At 71.7% G+C, this 17,490-nt stretch carries 14 protein-coding genes; 7 read left to right on the forward strand and 7 right to left on the reverse strand.

Annotation, left to right across the window (positions count from 1 at the left end; genetic code table 11):
• Positions 1-142: 142 nt before the first annotated feature.
• Positions 143-376: a hypothetical protein gene (locus AB0D66_RS26235; protein ID WP_069921700.1), complete on the reverse strand. Its 234-nt coding sequence runs from the start codon at positions 374-376 to the stop codon at positions 143-145.
• A gap of 353 nt (positions 377-729) precedes the next feature.
• Here AB0D66_RS26235 and AB0D66_RS26240 point away from each other — a divergent pair, with 353 nt between their 5' ends.
• Positions 730-1,941, forward strand: a complete 1,212-nt coding sequence (locus tag AB0D66_RS26240; protein WP_362308270.1) for a pyridoxal phosphate-dependent aminotransferase — start codon at positions 730-732, stop codon at positions 1,939-1,941.
• 137 nt (positions 1,942-2,078) lie between these two features.
• Positions 2,079-2,474 (forward strand): hypothetical protein, encoded by a 396-nt coding sequence (locus tag AB0D66_RS26245; protein WP_362308273.1) that lies wholly within the window; start codon positions 2,079-2,081, stop codon positions 2,472-2,474.
• 185 nt (positions 2,475-2,659) lie between these two features.
• Here the strand turns inward: AB0D66_RS26245 and AB0D66_RS26250 are convergent, their stop codons facing one another.
• Complete coding sequence (locus AB0D66_RS26250) at positions 2,660-3,100, reverse strand: hypothetical protein (protein ID WP_362308276.1); 441 nt, start codon at positions 3,098-3,100, stop codon at positions 2,660-2,662.
• A gap of 137 nt (positions 3,101-3,237) precedes the next feature.
• On the opposite strand from AB0D66_RS26250, the gene AB0D66_RS26255 reads away from it, so the two are divergent.
• From AB0D66_RS26255 to AB0D66_RS26270, 4 genes are read left to right on the forward strand one after another with little or no spacing between them, the layout of a single operon-like run.
• Positions 3,238-4,329 (forward strand): substrate-binding domain-containing protein, encoded by a 1,092-nt coding sequence (locus tag AB0D66_RS26255; RefSeq protein WP_362308279.1) that lies wholly within the window; start codon positions 3,238-3,240, stop codon positions 4,327-4,329.
• A complete protein-coding gene (locus AB0D66_RS26260; protein ID WP_362308282.1) occupies positions 4,326-5,534 on the forward strand; it encodes a toxic anion resistance protein in 1,209 nt (402 codons plus the stop codon). The genes AB0D66_RS26255 and AB0D66_RS26260 overlap by 4 nt, the downstream gene beginning before the upstream one ends.
• Positions 5,535-5,593: 59 nt before the next feature.
• Complete coding sequence (locus AB0D66_RS26265; RefSeq protein ID WP_362308285.1) at positions 5,594-7,165, forward strand: VWA domain-containing protein; 1,572 nt, start codon at positions 5,594-5,596, stop codon at positions 7,163-7,165.
• Positions 7,152-7,793, forward strand: coding sequence for a hypothetical protein (locus tag AB0D66_RS26270; protein ID WP_362308288.1), 642 nt, complete (start codon positions 7,152-7,154; stop codon positions 7,791-7,793). The genes AB0D66_RS26265 and AB0D66_RS26270 overlap by 14 nt, the downstream gene beginning before the upstream one ends.
• Positions 7,794-7,907: 114 nt before the next feature.
• On the opposite strand, the gene AB0D66_RS26275 is transcribed toward AB0D66_RS26270, so the two are convergent.
• Positions 7,908-9,731, reverse strand: coding sequence for a phosphoenolpyruvate carboxykinase (GTP) (locus AB0D66_RS26275; RefSeq protein WP_362308291.1), 1,824 nt, complete (start codon positions 9,729-9,731; stop codon positions 7,908-7,910).
• A gap of 313 nt (positions 9,732-10,044) precedes the next feature.
• Here AB0D66_RS26275 and AB0D66_RS26280 point away from each other — a divergent pair, with 313 nt between their 5' ends.
• The gene (locus tag AB0D66_RS26280; RefSeq protein ID WP_362308409.1) at positions 10,045-10,662 is read left to right on the forward strand and encodes a hemolysin III family protein; all 618 of its coding nucleotides are present in this window, start codon (positions 10,045-10,047) and stop codon (positions 10,660-10,662) included.
• 80 nt (positions 10,663-10,742) lie between these two features.
• Here AB0D66_RS26280 and AB0D66_RS26285 read toward each other — a convergent pair whose 3' ends face one another.
• From AB0D66_RS26285 to AB0D66_RS26300, 4 genes are all read right to left on the reverse strand, one after another.
• Positions 10,743-13,160, reverse strand: a complete 2,418-nt coding sequence (locus tag AB0D66_RS26285) for a galactose oxidase-like domain-containing protein (RefSeq protein ID WP_362308294.1) — start codon at positions 13,158-13,160, stop codon at positions 10,743-10,745.
• A 23-nt stretch (positions 13,161-13,183) separates the two neighbouring features.
• Positions 13,184-14,374 (reverse strand): glycosyltransferase family 2 protein, encoded by a 1,191-nt coding sequence (locus tag AB0D66_RS26290; RefSeq protein ID WP_362308297.1) that lies wholly within the window; start codon positions 14,372-14,374, stop codon positions 13,184-13,186.
• Between the two features lie 6 nt (positions 14,375-14,380).
• Complete coding sequence (locus AB0D66_RS26295) at positions 14,381-15,970, reverse strand: phospholipid carrier-dependent glycosyltransferase (protein ID WP_362308412.1); 1,590 nt, start codon at positions 15,968-15,970, stop codon at positions 14,381-14,383.
• A 200-nt stretch (positions 15,971-16,170) separates the two neighbouring features.
• The gene (locus AB0D66_RS26300; RefSeq protein WP_362308300.1) at positions 16,171-17,451 is read right to left on the reverse strand and encodes a glycosyltransferase; all 1,281 of its coding nucleotides are present in this window, start codon (positions 17,449-17,451) and stop codon (positions 16,171-16,173) included.
• Positions 17,452-17,490 lie beyond the last annotated feature (39 nt).

Below are 17,490 nucleotides of genomic sequence, written 5' to 3' on the forward strand. Positions count from 1 at the left end.
GCGACGCGACCGAAGGGAGCGCCCTTGACAGGACGGCCCGGCACGGAAGGACAGTGGGACTGGCGGGAAACCCCCAAACCCTCCCTGATCAGCCCCAGCAGGAATCAGGCTCCCGCAGTACCCGAAGCCCCGCCCGCCGTGCTCACAGGTACTCCCGGGCGAACTCCACCGCCCACTCCACCGCCGCCACCGGGACGCTGCCCGCCTGTGGGGGGACGGTGAGGCGGGCCGTCTCCCAGCCTTGGCCGTGCTCGCGGTGGATCGCGAAGCGTCCCTGGTCCGTGGCCGCCGGGCCGAATACGAGGAACTCGATCGCCCGGTCGTCGCCGTCCAGGCCGATCGTGGTGATCGCCATGTCACCGACCACGAACTCCATTGACCCACGCTCCTCGCCCCTCGTACCGCAGCGCTCGCCGCTCGGTAGCCGCCGATCCGGACCCCCAGCCTCTCCCCACCACCGGCCCGCCGCATGAGCCCGCGTACTCAGCCCGCGTACTCAGCCCACTACCCTCGCCCTCCCCTCCCACCCCCACGTGACGAGCGCAACACCCCCGACCGCCCGCCTCCCCGCGCCCCACCCATTCCGCAGGTCCGGACAGGACGCGGCCCGGGATTCCAAGGGTGGACCGCACCGGCACCCGGTCGTTGCCCGAAACGGGACATATCGATCCGTGCCCCACCCGCCCAAATGGCGCGCCACGGCCCCGCCCGGGCCCGTAAGCTCCCGTCATGCAGGTGATCCAGTCAACGAAACTCGCCAATGTCTGCTACGAGATCCGCGGCCCCGTGCTCGAAGAGGCGATGCGGCTCGAAGCAGCAGGTCATCGCATCCTCAAGCTCAACACCGGCAACCCCGCGGCCTTCGGCTTCGAGTGTCCGCCGGAGATCCTTGAGGACATGCTCCGCAACCTGGGGAACGCCCACGGCTACGGGGACGCGAAAGGGCTGCTCTCCGCGCGCCGCGCGGTCATGCAGCACTACCAGACCAAGGGCATCGAGCTGGACGTCGAGGACATCTACCTCGGCAACGGTGTTTCCGAGCTGATCCAGATGTCGATGCAGGCGCTGCTCGACGACGGCGACGAGGTCCTCGTCCCCGCGCCGGACTACCCGCTGTGGACCGCCTCCGTCTCGCTCGCCGGCGGCACCGCCGTGCACTACCGGTGCGACGAGCAGGCCGACTGGATGCCCGACCTCGCCGACATCGAGCGCAAGGTCACCGACCGCACCCGCGCCATCGTGATCATCAACCCGAACAACCCGACCGGCGCCGTCTACGACGACGAGATGCTGCGCGGGCTCACGGACATCGCGCGCCGCCACAACCTGGTCGTCTGCTCGGACGAGATCTACGACCGGATCCTCTACGACGGAACGACCCACACCAACACCGCCGCCATCGCGCCGGACCTGCTCACCCTGACCTTCAACGGGCTGTCCAAGAACTACCGCGTCGCCGGCTACCGCTCCGGCTGGATGGCGGTCTGCGGCCCCAAGAAGAACGCCTCGTCGTACATCGAGGGCCTGACGATCCTGGCCAACATGCGCCTGTGCGCGAACATGCCCTCGCAGCACGCCGTCGCCACCGCCCTCGGCGGCCGGCAGTCGATCGAGGACCTGGTGCTGCCGGGCGGGCGGCTGCTGGAGCAGCGCGACACGGCGTACGACCTGCTGACGCAGATCCCCGGCATCACCTGCGTGAAGCCGAAGGGCGCGCTGTACCTGTTCCCGAAGCTCGACCCCGGCGTCTACAAGATCAAGGACGACCGGCAGATGGTCCTCGACCTGCTGCGGGCCGAGAAGATCATGGTGGTGCACGGTACGGGCTTCAACTGGCCCGACCCCGACCACTTCCGGATCGTGACGCTGCCGAACGCGAAGGATCTGGGCGACGCGGTCACGCGGATCGGCAACTTCCTGGACGGCTACGGGCAGCCGTGAGGCGGTGCGGGCCCGGTGCGGGCCCGCACCCATAGCCCCTGGTCCCTGCGTCGCGCTCGAGCGGCGACAGGATCCAGCTCAACTTTAGAACGATTCCAATGTAGGATGGTCTCCTGACCCAGGCAGGAGGCCACCTCATGTACGAGCCGAGCCGCACCAAGTCGGTCGTCCACCGCATGGGCGCCGCCAGTGTCGACTACCCGCACCGCAGCCGCAGCGAAGCCCTGGACGTGCAGTTGGCCGGGCACCTCGCGGCCCTGCTCGCCGTCACCGACGAGCTCGGCCTCGACGAGGCCGCCGCGCGCATCGCCGCGCAGGTCGCCCGGCTGCGCGGGGCGCAGCCCGCCCGCGCGCCGCGGTCGGGCGACCTCGCCGACCGCACGGCCCTGCACCAGCGTGCGCACGACCTCGCCGCCCGCGCGCTGCTCGTCGCCGCGTCCCGCGCCGACACCACCGTCGCGATCCTCGCCGCCGAGCGCATGGACGCGCACGCCGCCGCCCTCACGTCCCAGGACCTGGCCGGCGCCCTCTGACGGCCCCGGTCCGGGGCCGCGGAGGCTCCGGACCGGGCGCCATGACCCCTGCGGGGAGCCCGGCGGACCACGGCGACCCCCGCCGGCCGCCCGGCCCCGGCCTCGCCCCCCGGCCCCGCCCGGCCCCGGCCTCTTCGGCGCCCGCCCCGGCCGACTCCGCCCCTGCCTCGCGCGCCCATCCCGTGTCACCCCGTGGGCTCGCCCGCCCCCGTCGGCTCGGTCGGCGTCGTGGCCGCGACGCCGCACCAGGGGATCGTCGCCGCCGGCCAGACCGGGCCGACCGCCTCGGCGCGTTCCGCCGTGCCCGGCAGGACGCCCGGGATCTTGACCAGGGCCTGCGCCGCCCGCGTGCCCGGTCCCGGGTGCTCGCGGTCGCGGAACTCCACGGTGACGACGTAGGAGCCCCGGCCCGTCACCTCCACCGTCGCCACCACCCGGCGGCTGGCCGGATCCACCCGGCACGCGGTGACCCGCGCCTGCGGCTCCACCTCCACCGCCTCGTGGGGCGACGGGCCCCCGCTGGCCCACACGTACAGCCCCAGCGGGGCGAACACCAGCAGGCCGGCCAGTGTCACCAGACCCACCAGCCAGCCCTGCCACTTCAACGCGCTCGTGCTCACGCCCATGCCCCGATCCTCCCGGGCGGCCGCCCCTCCCACCAGCACCCACGGGCTCACACAGCATTTCGAAGTGGGACCGCCTGGACACCTGACGTTCATTCAACTCCGCGCGGAATGTGGGTTTCCGCGAGCACGCTGCACCCGTGAGACGCATACTGGGAATCATCCTGGGCCTCCTCCTGATCGGCGGCGTCGTAGCAGTCGCCCTCGTGAACGGGCAGGGCCCGGAAACGCCGGCAACGAAGACCGTGCGTGGCGTCATCGGCTCGGAGAAGTCCGAATTCTTCCGCGATCCGGACGTCGTCAGGGCCCTTGCCGCCAAGGGCTACACCGTGAAGACGGAGACCTCGGGCTCCTGGGCGATGGACCAGCTCGCCCTCAAGGAGTTCGACTTCGCCTTCCCCAGCAGCAGTGAGCCCGCCAGGGAGGTCGAGGCCGCCGCGGGGATCAAGGGCGCGCAGCAGACCAAGCCCTTCTACTCCCCGCTCGTCGTCATCGCCCGCTCCAACGCCGCCAAGGTGCTGGCCGACAACGGGCTCGCGAAGACGACCGGCAAGAACTCCGGGACCCTCCTGATGGGCCCCTTCCTCAAGGCCGCCGGCGAGGACCGCACCTGGCAGCAGCTGTCCGGCTCCTCCGCCCATGCCGAGCTGACCGGCACGGTGTTCGTCAAGACCACCGACCCGGCCACCTCGAACTCCGGCGCCCTCTTCCTCGCCGCCGCCTCCCACGTGGCGAACGGCGGCAACATCGTCTCCGACGATGCCGGGGTCACCCGCGCCGCGCCCCTGATGCGCAAGCTGATCTCCGTACAGGGCGCGCTGGAGCCGAGCACCGACGACCCCTTTCGCGCCTTCATCAGCGGCAGCGGCGAACCGCTCATCCTGGTCTACGAGTCCCAGGTGGCGGCCCTCCTGCTGCAGAAGCAGGATCCGGGCGACATGGTGGTCCTCTACCCGGACACCACGGTCAACACGGCGCACACCTTCGTCCCGCTCGGCGAGAACGCCCGGGAACTCGGCACGCTCCTCGCGACCGACCCGAAGCTGCGCGAGCTGGTCCTGCGCCACGGGTTCCGGCCGCAGGACGGCGTGCCCGAGTTCACGGCCGCGACCGGCCCGCACGCCGCCTACCTCAACCCCGCGCTGACCGGCATCCGCCAGGTCGGCACACCGACCGTCAAGGTCCTGATGGCGCTGGCCTCCCGCGCCAAGGGCCAGGGGGACACACCGTGACACCGATACCGACACCGACACCACCCGCCGGCGGAAACGACTCCCCGCTCGTCCTCACCGCGCCCGAGCCCGTCGCCCCCGTCCGCACGGAGCAGGCCGCCGGACTCGTTCCGCTCCAGGACGGCGTGCGCGACGAAATGGCCCGCCGGGCCGGGGAGTACGTCGGCTCGCTCACCGGGATCGACACCCGCTCCCCCGAGTTCGCGCAGCGCATCGGCGAGATCGCCGGGCTCGGCTCGGCCGACATCCGCTCCGCCGCCCAGCAGTCCAACCGGATGCTGGAGCGGGCCGTGCGCTCCCTCGGCTCCGACGGGGGCGGCGACGCCCAGGGCCGGGTGGCCGGCTCCCTCGTCGAACTGCGCCGGACCGTCGAGGACCTCGACCCGCGCGACACGCCCGCCAAGGGCCTGGGCAAGCTGCTCTCGAAGCTGCCGGGCGGCAACAGGTTCCGCGACCACGTGGCGAAGTACGCGTCCTCGCAGGCGGTCTTGAACCGGATCGTGGGCGCGCTGCGCAGCGGTCAGGACGAGCTGCGCCGGGACAACGCGGCCCTGCACACCGAGCGGGCCCGCCTGTGGGAGACCATGGGCAGGCTCCAGGAGTACGCGGTCCTCACCGAGGCCCTGGACCGCGCCGTCGAGCAGCGGATCGCCGAGGCGGAGCACACCGATCCGTCGGGGGCGGACGCGCTGCGCGCGGACCTGCTCTTCCCGGTCCGGCAGAAGCACCAGGACCTGCTGACCCAGCTGGCCGTCTGCGCCCAGGGCTACCTGGCGATGGACGTGGTGCGGCGCGCCAACGACGAGCTGGTCAGGGGCGTCGACCGGGCCGCGACCACCACCGTCTCCGCGCTGCGGATCGCCGTGATGCTGGCCTCGGCCCTGGAGAGCCAGCGCAAGGTCGTCGAGCAGGTCAGCACCCTGCGCGACACGACGGAGGACCTGATCCGGGGGAACGCGCAGATGCTGTCCACGCAGAGCGGTGAGATCCAGCGGATCGCGGCCGATCCCGCGGTGGGGGCGGAGACGTTGCGGACGGCGTTCGCGCAGATCTACCAGACGCTCGACGCGATCGACACGTTCAAGGTGCAGGCGACGCAGAACATGGCCGCGACCGTGGAGTCCCTGACGGGCGAGTTGCGGACGGCGTCGGCGTACCTGGCGCGGACGCGGACCGCCGGTGTCCTCGAGGGCGGTGCGCGGTGACCGGGCACGGGAGGGGCCGGGGGCGGGGGCGGGGCGGCCGGCGGGGCCTGATCGCGGTCGTGGTGCTCGCTTCGCTCGTGGGCGCGAGTGCCTGCACCTCCGGGGACCGGCCCGACGGCGCGAAGCCGACGGCCTACAAGGAGGGCACCCTGCGGGTGCTGGCGTCCAGTGAGCTGGCCGATATGCAGCCGGTGCTGGACCAGGCCCGGAAGGCGACCGGGGTCAGTGTGGATCTGACCTGGTCCGGGACCCTGGATGCGGCGGAGCAGGTGGCGTCGGGGAAGGCGGACGGTAGGTACGACGCGATCTGGCTGTCCTCCAACGACTATCTGCGGCTGCGTCCCGAGGCGGCCGGGAAGCTCGCCAACGAGACCCCGGTGATGTCCTCGCCCGTCGCCCTCGGCGTGCGGCCGGAGGCGCTGGCGCGGCTCGGCTGGAAGCCGGAGGACGTCACCTGGTCGGCGGTGCACGAGGCCGTCACCGGCGGGCGGCTCACGTACGGGATGACCGATCCGGTGCGCTCCAATTCCGGTTTCTCGGCGTTGGTCTCGGTGGCCTCGGGCCTGTCGGGCGCGCAGGCGGCGCTGACCGACGCGGACGTGAAGGCGGCCGCGCCGCGGCTGAAGGAGTTCTTCGCGGGGCAGCGGCTGACCTCGGGCTCCTCCGGCTGGCTGGCCGCCGCCTACGCCCAGCGTTCGGACGTGGACGCGCTGGTGAACTACGAGTCGGTGCTGCTGTCGGTGAACCGGGACGCGAAGTCCCCGCTGACGGTGGTCCGGCCGCGCGACGGTGTGGTCACCGCGCACTACCCGCTGACCCTGCTGACGTCGGCCCCGGCCGGGGCCCGAGAGTCGGGCCGGGCGCTGACGGAGTACCTGCGCGGTCCGGAGGCGCAGCGGGCGATCACGGAGAGGACGTTGCGCCGGCCGGTGGCGGCCGGGGTGGCGCCGGCGGCCGGGCTGGGCGCGGACAAGCGGCGGGAGCTGCCGTTCCCCGGTTCGCTGGCGGTCGCGGACGGCCTGCTGGCCTCGTACGAGAACGAGCTGCGCCGGCCGTCGCGGACGGTGTACGTGCTGGACACCTCGGGGTCGATGGCCGAGGAGGACCGGATCGGGCGGTTGAAGGCGGCGCTCACGGAGCTGACGGGCAGCGGGAGTTCGGGGATCGGGGAGCGGTTCCGGGACCGTGAGGAGGTGACGCTCCTGCCGTTCGGGTCCAAGGTGAAGAAGGTGCGGACGCACGTGGTCGAGCCGGGCAACCCGGGTCCGGCCCTGGACGGGATCCGGGGTGATGTGAAGTCGTTGGAGCCGGAGGGGGGTACGGCGGTCTACAGCAGTCTGGAGGCGGCGTACGAGCATCTCGGCAAGGGCGGCGGGGACGCCTTCACCTCGATCGTGCTCATGACGGACGGGCAGAACACGGAGGGCGTGGGGGCGCGGCACTTCGACTCCTTCTACGCCGCGCTGCCCGAGGAGCGCAGGCACACGCCGGTGTTCGCCGTGCTGTTCGGTGATTCGGACCGCAGGGAGCTCACGCACATCACCGAGCTGACCGGCGGGCGGCTCTTCGACGCCACGGGCGGGAACGGTTCGCTGGGCGGCGCTTTCGAGGAGATCCGTGGCTACCAGTAGAGCGTCCGGGGCGGCGGGCAGAGCGCTGGGCAGGCGTGTGCTCGGTTACGTGGAGTCGGGGAAGAACCTGGCCGGCTCCGCGTGCGGGGTGGCCGGGCTGGGTCTGGGGCTGGCCGGGGTGGGCGGGTCGTACTGGCCGGTGGTGGTGGCGGGGCTGTACGGCGCGGGCGCGCTGATCGCCCCGCCGCAGACGGTGGCCGCGCCGCTGTATCCGGACGCCGCCGAGCAGTTGGGCGTGGTCCGGGAGGACTTCGGGCGGCTGCGCGCGTACCTGGCGGAGGTGGACCTGCCGCCGGCGGCGGGCGGGAAGCTGGCCGAGCTGGTGGAGCTGTACGGGGCTCTGCTCGATCCGGGGTGGGTGGCCGATGCGCTGGCGGCCGATCCGGAGGCGGTGCACTCGCTGTCGCGGGCGATCCGGTGGGACGTGCCGGAGTGCGTGGACGCCTACAACCGGGCGCGCTGGTGGACGCGGCTGACGCCGGGCGGCGAGTCTCCGGAGCGGCACCTGGAGCGGCAGCTGGCGGTCCTGTACGACGAGGCGGAACGAGTGACGGCGGGCCTCCGTGAAGCAGAGGCCCGCCGTCAGCAGACGCACACGACCTATCTGGAGGAGCGCGGACGCTCCTGACAGGTCACGTGCTGCGGTGGGAACCGCTTGGTCGGGGGCTCCCACAGCGGTGGGACGCCGCTTGGTCGGGGGCTCCCACGTTCTTCGGCGCCCTTCTTCAGGGCGCGGGCCGGCTCAGCCCAGGCGCTCGACGAGCGCGTGGTACTGGTCCCACAGCTCCTTGGGAGTGTGGTCGCCGTAGGTGTTGAGGTGCTCGGGGACCAGGGCGGCCTCCTCGCGCCAGACCTCCTTGTCGACGGTGAGGAGGAAGTCGAGGTCCTCGGCCGGGATGTCCAGGCCGTCGGTGTCGAGGGAGTTCTTGGCCGGCAGGATGCCGATGGGGGTCTCGACGCCCTCGGCGGTGCCGTCGAGGCGGCCGACGATCCACTTCAGGACGCGGCTGTTCTCGCCGAAGCCGGGCCACACGAACTTGCCCGCGTCGTTCTTGCGGAACCAGTTCACGTAGTAGATCTTCGGGAGCTTGGCCTGGTCCTTGTCGGCGCCGACCTTGACCCAGTGGCCCATGTAGTCGCCCATGTTGTAGCCGCAGAACGGCAGCATGGCGAAGGGGTCGCGGCGCAGCTCGCCGACCTTGCCCTCGGCGGCGGCGGTCTTCTCGGAGGCGATGTTCGAGCCGATGAAGACGCCGTGGTTCCAGTCGAAGGACTCGGTGACCAGCGGCACGGCGGAGGCGCGGCGGCCGCCGAAGAGGATCGCGGAGATCGGGACGCCCTTGGGGTCCTCCCACTCGGGGGCGATCGTCGGGCACTGGGCGGCGGGGACGGCGAAGCGGGCGTTGGGGTGGGCGGCCGGGGTCTCGGACTGCGGGGTCCAGTCGTTGCCCTTCCAGTCGATCAGGCGGGCGGGGGCTTCCTCGGTCATGCCCTCCCACCACACGTCGCCGCCGTCCGGGGTCAGCGCGACGTTGGTGAAGACGGTGTTGGCGTACATCGTCTTCATGGCGTTGGCGTTGGTGTGCTCGCCGGTGCCGGGGGCGACGCCGAAGAAGCCGGCCTCGGGGTTGATCGCGTACAGGCGACCGTCCTCGCCGAAGCGCATCCAGGCGATGTCGTCGCCGACGGTCTCGACGGTCCAGCCGGGGATCGTGGGCTCCAGCATGGCCAGGTTGGTCTTGCCGCAGGCGCTCGGGAACGCGGCGGCGAGGTACTTCGCCTCACCCTGCGGCGGGGTGAGCTTGAGGATCAGCATGTGCTCGGCGAGCCAGCCCTCGTCACGGGCCATGACGGACGCGATGCGCAGGGCGTAGCACTTCTTGCCGAGCAGGGCGTTGCCGCCGTAGCCGGATCCGTAGGACCAGATCTCGCGGCTCTCGGGGAAGTGCGAGATGTACTTGGTGGTGTTGCACGGCCACGGCACGTCCGCCTGGCCCTCTTCCAGGGGGGCGCCGAGGGTGTGGACGGCCTTGACGAAGAAGCCGTCGGTGCCGAGCTCGTCGAGGACGGGCTTGCCCATGCGGGTCATGGTGCGCATCGCGACGGCGACGTAGGCGGAGTCGGTGATCTCGACGCCGATCGCGGAGAGCTCGGAGCCGAGGGGTCCCATGCAGAAGGGGACGACGTACATCGTCCGGCCCTTCATGGAGCCGCGGAAGACGCCCTTGTCACCGGCGAAGATCTCCTTCATCTCGGAAGGGGCCTTCCAGTGGTTGGTCGGGCCCGCGTCCTCCTCCTTCTCGGAGCAGATGAAGGTCCGGTCCTCGACGCGCGCGACGTCGGAGGGGTCGGAGGCGGCGTAGTACGAGTTCGGGCGCTTCGTCTCGTCGAGCTTCTTGAACGTTCCCTTGGCGACGAGCTCCTCGCACAGGCGCTCGTACTCGCCCTCGGAGCCGTCGCACCAGACGACGCGGTCCGGCTGGGTGAGGGCTGCGATCTCGTCCACCCAGGAGATGAGCTCCTGGTGGGTCGTCGGGATGGTGGGAGCCGCGTTGTCGCGCGCCACGATTGCTCCTTGTTGAGGGGTTTGTTTGGTGTAGGCCCCGTGGGGGCTGCGACCCGGACGCTTCGCGCTCCGCTCATCCGGTGTCGACCGCACTCATCTGATCATCCGGTGCATGTGCGCATATGTCCAGGGGGCCTCTCACGTGAGCATCGCCACGTCCGTCAATCTTCCGTAAAGAGGACTAACGGAAACCTACGGGCGCGTAGGTAGCATGGCGCGCATGACTTCTGACGCCGCCGCCCCGGCCGCCGAGGCCTCCCCGGTCATCCAGGCCCTGGAGGCGGCCGAGACCGCCCTGGAGGAGAAGCCGCTGATGCGCGGCTGGCTGCACCTCGGGATGTTCCCCGCCGTGGTGGTCGCGGGCCTGGTGCTGATGGCCTTCACCGACTCGACCCGCGCGCGCGTGGCCTGCGGGGTCTACGTCCTCACGGCCTGCCTGCTCTTCGGCGTCAGCGCGGTCTACCACCGCGGCACCTGGGGCCCCCGGGGCGAGGCCATCCTGCGTCGGCTCGACCACGCCAACATCTTCCTGATCATCGCGGGGACCTACACCCCGCTGACCGTCCTGCTGCTCCCGCCCTCCACCGGGCGCACGCTGCTGTGGGCGGTGTGGCTCGCGGCCGCGGCCGGCATCGCCTTCCGGGTCTTCTGGGTCGGCGCCCCGCGCTGGCTCTACACCCCCTGCTACATCGCCATGGGCTGGGCGGCCGTCTTCTTCCTCCCCGACTTCATGCGCACCGGCGGGATCGCCGTGCTGGTGCTGGTGGTCGTCGGCGGCCTGCTCTACAGCGTGGGCGGGGTCATCTACGGCATGAAGCGCCCCAACCCCTCCCCCCGCTTCTTCGGCTTCCACGAGGTCTTCCACTCCCTGACCCTCGCGGCGTTCGTGGCCCACTACGTCGGCATCTCGCTCGCCGCGTACCAGCACTGACCGGACGCCCCGACCGCGCCGTGCGCCGGGACCCCGCCGCGCTCCTCGCGCGGCGGGGTCCCGGCGTTCCGGGCGCGCCGTCAGCAGGTGTGGCCGTCGCGGTCCTGGTCCAGGCGCAGCGGGTCGCTGCCGTGGACCTTCATGCGCGGGGGGTACCGGTGGGCGGCCAGCCAGTCGCAGCGGGCCTTCGTCGTCTCCTTCACCTCCGCCGGGAAGCGGGTCGGCACGCACACGCCGGCCGTCCCGTAGTGCCGGTCGCAGCCGGCCACGGTCGGGGCCACGGGTACGGAGTCCCGCTTGGCCGGGTTCGGTTTCGGGGCTCCCAGTTCGTTCGCGAAGGTGTGCTCGTGCGCGGACGGCGGCTCCGCCGTCGCCGCCAGCGCCGAGGGCCCGCCCAGGTGCACCCAGGTCGCGATCGACGGGACGCCGTTGGCGTCGACCGCGAAGAGCATGTACCAGCCGGGCGGCGCCAGGTTCGGGTTGCTGGTCACGTTCAGGTCGATGTTGTTGCCGTCCACCGTCATCGGCAGGTCCACGAACCGCTGGTTGGGGTCCGAGGAGTGCGTCACCGCCGCCGGACGGATCAGCTCCGCCTTCGCGACGGGCCGGTTGACGGTGATCCGCTGCGTGTCCCCGTACACCCACTGCGTGTCGATCACCGAGGTGATCTGCGGGCGCGGGCCCTTGAACAGGTACGGCGGGGTGTAGATCGACACGTTGTGGTTGTAGGTGCCGTTGCCCGGGTTGTCGCCCACCGACATGACCCGGCCGTCGGGCATCAGGAACGACGCCGAGTGGTAGGTCCGCGGGATCGGGTCGGCGGCCAGCCCCGCCTGGTAGGTGTTGGTCGCCGGGTCGAAGAACGAGGCCTCGAAGACCGGGTCGGCCCGGTCGTGCAGCCCGCCGCCGGTCTCCAGCACCTTGCCGTCCGGGAGCAGCACGGCGGAGGCGTACATCTTGCCCTCGGCCCCGGTCTGCGGCCGCTTGCCGGTCCCGGTGTCCACCAGGCCCAGCGGAATGTCCGGTCCCGCCGTGTAGGCGGGGCTCGGCTTCTTCAGGTCGATGATGTCGGTGATCCGGTTCGCCGCCGGGTTGGTCTCGTTGTTGCCGCCGCCGATGGTCAGGACCCGCTGGTCCTGCGCCGGGGGCAGCAGCACGCTCGCCGACTCGTCGCGCTGGTCCTTGTTGCGCAGGCCCGGCACGTCGGTGATGGTGTTGGCGTCGTAGTCGTAGATCGACGCGCCCGTGCCCGGGGTGCCGTTGCCGAAGGTGTGGCTGCCCGAGTAGAACAGCCGCCCGTCCTGCATGAGGATCATGGACGGGTACAGGCCCCAGTACGACCAGGTCTGGTTGACCTCGTTCATCGGCAGCCACTTGTTCTGCGCCGCCGAGAACTTCTCCGCGGTCACATTGCCCGTCGAGTCCTCCTTCAGGCCGCCGAAGGAGATCACGTCACCGTTGCCGAGGATCGTCGCCGACGGGTACCAGTGCCCGCCGTTCATGTCGTTGGTCCTCGTGTACGTCTCGGTCGCCGGGTCGAAGGTGTACGAGTCCTTCAGCCCCTGGTAGCCGATCGTGCCGTCGGCGGACGGGTACCCCTTGTTGCCGCTCATCACCAGCACCCGGCCGTCGGCCAGCTGCACATGGCCCGAGCAGAACATGTCGACCGGGGTCGGGACCGTCCTGAACGAGCCGTTCGCCGGGTCGTAGACGGCCGAGGTGAAGGTGCCCGCGTTGAACTGGGCGATGTCGTTGCCCGAGCCCGCGATCAGCAGCACCTTGCCGTTGCGCAGGACCACCGCGTGCATCGAACGCACCGGGTTCTTGGCCGGGATCACCTCCCACCTGCCCTTGGCGCACTCCTCCGCCGTCCCCGAACAGGCCGGCTGCGGCGGGGCCGCGCCCACCTCCTCCAGTGCGTAGTCGTCGGTGGTGAGCGTGCCCACCCCGTACACCGACAGCCCCCACGCGATCTTGTCGGTGCCCGGCGGGACGACGGGCGTACGGACCTCCGTGCGCGCCCATCCGGCACTGACCGGCGGATTCTGCAGGTCGGTCCAGTACTGCCAGGTCCCCGTCGCGGCCTCCCGCCGGAACACCGTCACCGAGACGTCCGGGGTGGTCGACTTGTACCAGGCGGACAGGTCGTACTGCCTGCCCGGCGCCACGGTCGGCGCGCAGGCGGTGTTCTCGGTGACCAGCGCCTTGCGGTCGCCGTCCAGCCGGCGGGTGAGCGAGACCCGCATCGCCTTGGTGCCGCCGTGCGCGTCGGGGACGGTCGCGAAGGTGAAGTCGTTGTCGCCCCAGCCCGATTTGGACCAGCAGGACGGCATGTCGGCGCCGGGTGCGCCGGCGGTCTCGAAACCGGGGTTGGAGAGCAGATTGGGCGGTCCGGCCGTGGCCTGCTGGGGTGCGGTGAGCAGCAGGCCCGCGGTCAGCGCCCCGACGGCCAGCAGGGCGGCCCGCCGCCCGGCCCGCCGCCGGATCTTCAGGCGCATGGAAAGGTTCCCTTCTGTGCGGCTCAACTCCTGGTGTGACGCCCTGCCCTGCGCGAGGTGCGCGGCAGGTAGACGAGCGACTCGGTGGCCGCGAACCGCAGGACGAAGGTGGTGGCCAGCGCGAGCGCGGTGGCGGGCAGCACCTCCATGCCGAACCGGGCGACGAACAGCGCGATGAGCGGGATCCGCAGCAGCAGATCGGCGTTGGCGAGCAGCCCGAAGCGGCCGATCCGGTCCGCCCAGTGGCGGTGCCGGCGGCGGTCGCGGAAGAGCAGGGTCTCGATCAGGAGGAAGTTCCACAGGACCCCGGCCTGGTTGGCCACGATCTCGGCCGGGAGGTAGTGCATCCCGCCGCGCGTGAGCAGCCACAGCGCGGCCAGGTTCGGGACGAAGCCGGAGAGTCCGATCAGCCCGAAGCCGGCCAGCCGGGCCAGCGGGGTCGCGGAGCGCAGCGAGGCCAGGTGTGCCAGGAAGCGCATGCCCTCGCGGGCGGTGGACTTCGACTCGCCGCAGTAGCGGTCCTGGAAGACGAACGGCACCTCGGCGACCTTCGCGGGCCGGCAGCGCACGGCCAGTTCCAGCAGGATCTTGTAGCCCAGCGGTGCGAGGGCCCCGGCGGTGACCGCCGAGCGGCGCATCGCGAAGAAGCCGCTCATCGGGTCGCTGATGCCGCGCAGGGCGCGCGGGAAGAGCCCCTTGGCGAGCCAGGTCGCGCCGCGGGACACGGCGATGCGGTAGCCGCCGGCGAGCCCGGCCCGGCTGCCGCCGCTGGTGTAGCGGGAGGCGACGACGAGGTCGGCGCCGGTGCGCTCGCCCTCGCCGACGAGTTCGGGCACCAGGTGGGGCGGGTGCTGGAGGTCGGCGTCCATGACGACGATCCAGTCGGTGTCGGCCCGTGCGAGCCCTGCGACGACGGCGCCGCCGAGGCCGCCCTCGGCGGTCTCCCGGTGCAGGACCGACACCGGGAAGGGGTGGTCGGCGGCGGCCTTCTCGATGACGGCCGGGGTGTCGTCCGTGGAGTCGTCCACGAACAGCACCGTGCAGGGCAGCTGCTCGGGGTCGGGCAGTGCGTCACCGAGCCGGCGCAGCAACTCAATGATGTTCCCGGCCTCGTTGAACGTCGGGATGATCACGGTGACGCTGCCGGTCGCCGCCTGCGGAAGGCTGAGGTCCGGATCGATCGGGGCATGGAGGGACCACAGGTCCTCGCTCATGGCGGCTCAGCTCCCACTCGGGCGGTCGGTGCGGCGGATCTCGATGCGGTCCTCGCCCGAGCCGAACACGGCGACCGCCGTCGAATGCTCCAGCGCGGCCTTCACGTTCGGCAGGTCCACTGCGTCGCGGCGCACCGTGGGCGAGGAGACGACGTAGTCGATGTCCCGCCAGCCGCCCGGCAGGGTCCTGGTGACGGCCGGGTCGAGGTCGGCCTTGTAGAACCAGATGGCGCCGAGCCCCGGCTCGAACCCGTGGTGCACCGCGTCCAGCCACAGCGCGTCGTCCAGCAGCACCCGGGTGCGCGCCGGGTCGTCGACCTCGCTGCCGAGCCAGGCCGCGGCCTGCCGGTAGGGGCCGTTCGCGTCGACGGTGAGCGCCGTCCGGTTGCCCTCGTACCAGCGCGGCAGCACGTACACCGCGGCCGCCGCGGCCAGGACGCAGGCCAGCGCCCAGCGCGCGTACACCAGGTGCCGGCGCTCCCCCGGCGATCGGCGGCGGCGCAGCACGGCGTGCGCGACGCTGGCCGCGCCCCCGGCCAGTACGAGGGCGAGGAACGGCAGCGCCTGGATCACGTACATCGCCGGGAGGTAGCCGGAGGGCCGCATCGCGACGAGGGCCAGGATCACGGCGGCGAGCGCGGGCCCGGCCAGCGCCCGGGCGGTGACCGACCACCTCGGGGTCGCCAGCAGCAGGACGGCGCCGGCCAGCCCGCCGAGCGGCAGCACGGTGTCGTAGTACAGCCAGGACCGCAGCACGCCGTTCGAGCCGGACCCGGAGTCCAGGATGAAGCCCGATCCCTCGCGGCCCATCTGGTAGGTGATCCCGTCGACGAGGGAGACGTGCCCGGATCCGGGCAGCAGCTCCCCGTTGAGCAGCGCGAACAGCGGATAGGCCAGTCCGATGAGCGCGCAGGCGGTGATGGCACCGGTGACGGCGAACTTGCGGGTGTCGCGGTGGCTGTGACGCCACATCGTCACCAGCAGCGCCGGCAGCACCACCAGCATCGTCTCCTTGGTCAGGACGGCGGTGGCGGCGGCGAGCCCCGAGCCGAAGTGGTGCCACAGGTGGCGGCTGGGGGACGCGGCCAGGCAGAAGGCCAGCAGGATCCACACCACCGCGAGGTTGTCGAGGAAGATCTCCCGCTGGAGCACGACCGACAGCGGGGAGAGCCCGAAGAGGCCCATGGCCAGCCCGGCCGCCCAGCGCGGCAGCCACAGCCGGCGCGCGAGGACGTACATCAGCACCGAGGCGGCGGCGGAGACGGCCAGCATCGCGAACCGCATCGACGCGACGGTCATCGACTCGGGCACGAAGAGGGAGGGCAGCCAGGTCAGCCCCGCGATCTGGATCCAGCCGAGCGGCGGGTGGTCGTACCAGTACGTGTAGTGGGCGAGCCCGTCGCCCTGCTGGACCGCCCACGCCTGGGCCAGGTAGGTGCCCTCGTCGTCGCTGAGCGTCGGGAAGTGGGTGATGTTCCAGCCCTGCACGAGGACGATCACGAGCAGCAGGGCCCCGCAGAGCAGCAGATCGGGGCGGGAGGAGCGGAAGCGCACGAGCGGCCGGGCGGGGAGGACGGGGAGGACGGGCGGGCGCACGCCGGGGGCGGTGCGCCGGGCGGGGACGCGGGGAGCCGGGGCGGTGGCGGTTCCGGTCGCGGCGGTGTTCGCGGTCGCGGTCGTGGTCTCGGTCGTGGCGGTGTTCGCGGTCGTAGTCGTGGTCGCGGTCGTGGCGGTGTTCGCGGTCGTGGTCGCGGCGGCGCCGGGCTGGGGATCAGTGGCCGTGGGCAGGGTGGCGGTCACCGGCGGCTGTCCTCTCGGATCGCGGTGGCGGCCGGCGCGCCGGTGAGGTGGGCGCCGGTGTGGCTGGTCAGTTCCCACTCGCCCTGGCCGCGCTGCTCGCGCCAGACCGCCCGGATCGCCGCGCCCGCCAGCATCACCTGGTAGAACGGGCCGCCGACGACGAGCTTGACGTAGTGCACGAAGCGGACGCGCAGGCCGTACTGCCGGCCGAAGTCGTGCAGGCCGACGATCTCGAAGACGAACGTCACCAGGGCCGTGAGCATGGGGAGGAAGGTGATGATCGCGATGCCGACGGGCACGTCGAGGAAGAGCGCGACGGCGAAGTTGAGCGGGATGATCACTCCGGACGCGGCCTGCATGAACGGGGTCATCAGCGTGTAGCGGGCGAGCCAGCGCTGGCCGCGGCCGGGCAGCTGCTGCCAGTCCTTCTTCCGGTACACCTGGAGGAAGCCCTGGTTCCAGCGGGTGCGCTGCTTGAGCAGGCTCACCAGGGAGCCGGGCGTCTCCTCCCGGGTGACCATGTCGGAGTCGTACGCGACGACCACCTTCTTGCCCACCGAGGACAGCCGCACCCCCAGGTCGCAGTCCTCGGCGAGGCAGTCCTGGTCCCAGCCGCCGGCCTCGCGGAGCACCCCGGTCCGCACGAAGACGGTGTTGCCGCCGAGCGGGATGAAGCCCTTCTCGGCGTGCAGGTGCAGGCGGGAGCGGAACCAGAAGAAGTACTCCAGGCAGTTGCGCAGGCTGTACCAGCTGGAGTGGAAGTTGATGAGCTGGACCCCGCCCTGGACCACGTCCGCGCCGGTCGAGCGGAAGGCGTGGTCGACGTGGGCGAGCAGCTCGGGGTGGACCTGGTCCTCGGCGTCGAAGACCCCGACGATGTCGCCCCGGCAGGACGGCAGGGCGGTGTTGAGGGCCTTGGGCTTGTTCTTGGTCTCGTGGTGGTCGACGACGACCCGGACCCGGGCCGGATCCTTCGCGGCGGCGCGCTCGGCGACGGCGGCGGTCTCCGGGTCGTCGTGCCCGACGATCACGATGATCTCGTAGTCGGTGTGGCTCGATTCGAGGAGCCGGTCGATGGTGTGCTCCAGCACCGCCTGCTCGTGGCGGGCGGGCAGCAGCAGGGAGAAGGCCAGCGCGCCGCCGCCGTCGGGGCGGTCGAAGCGGGTGGAGGCGAGTACCTCCGGTGTCCGCCAGGCGTGCATCTGCCACCAGAGCGTGAAGGCGGCAATCCCGAAAAGAGCCAGCGAAATCACAGTAATGAGCACAGAGGTGTACACATTGTCCCCCCGGACATGCCGCGACCCCAGGCGGCGATC

This window comes from Streptomyces sp. NPDC048270 (assembly GCF_040652335.1).
Taxonomy (GTDB): Bacteria; Actinomycetota; Actinomycetes; order Streptomycetales; family Streptomycetaceae; genus Streptomyces.